The organism is Algoriphagus oliviformis, assembly GCF_017254915.1.
Taxonomy (GTDB): domain Bacteria; phylum Bacteroidota; class Bacteroidia; order Cytophagales; family Cyclobacteriaceae; genus Algoriphagus; species Algoriphagus oliviformis.
Map to the genome: position 1 here is coordinate 1 of NZ_JAFKCT010000078.1, position 290 is coordinate 290.

The following is a 290-nucleotide window of genomic DNA, read 5'->3' on the forward strand; positions in this document are numbered from 1 at the left end:
CACGTTGGAGGTGATGGTCAGTACGGACTGGGTCGGTACCGCGTTGCGGTAGGTGCGCAGTTTCTGAATTTTCTTCATGAAACGTTCCACCAGGTCACAGGCGATGTCATCGACGCGGGCGTCGTTGTTACCGAACTGCGGGTACTCGCCTTCCACTTTGAAGTCGATAGCCAGGCCGTCTTCGTCGCGAATGGTGGTGACTTTCGCGTACTTGATGGCGGACAGGGAGTCGGCCGCAACGGACAGACCGGCGATGCCGCAAGCCATGGTGCGATAAACGTCACGGTCAT

At 57.9% G+C, this 290-nt stretch carries 1 protein-coding gene; it reads right to left on the bottom strand.

The annotated features are described in order from the left end of the window. Positions 1-290 (bottom strand): pyruvate formate lyase family protein (locus J0A68_RS23365; RefSeq protein ID WP_317195148.1); only part of this gene is annotated, 290 nt, incomplete at both ends.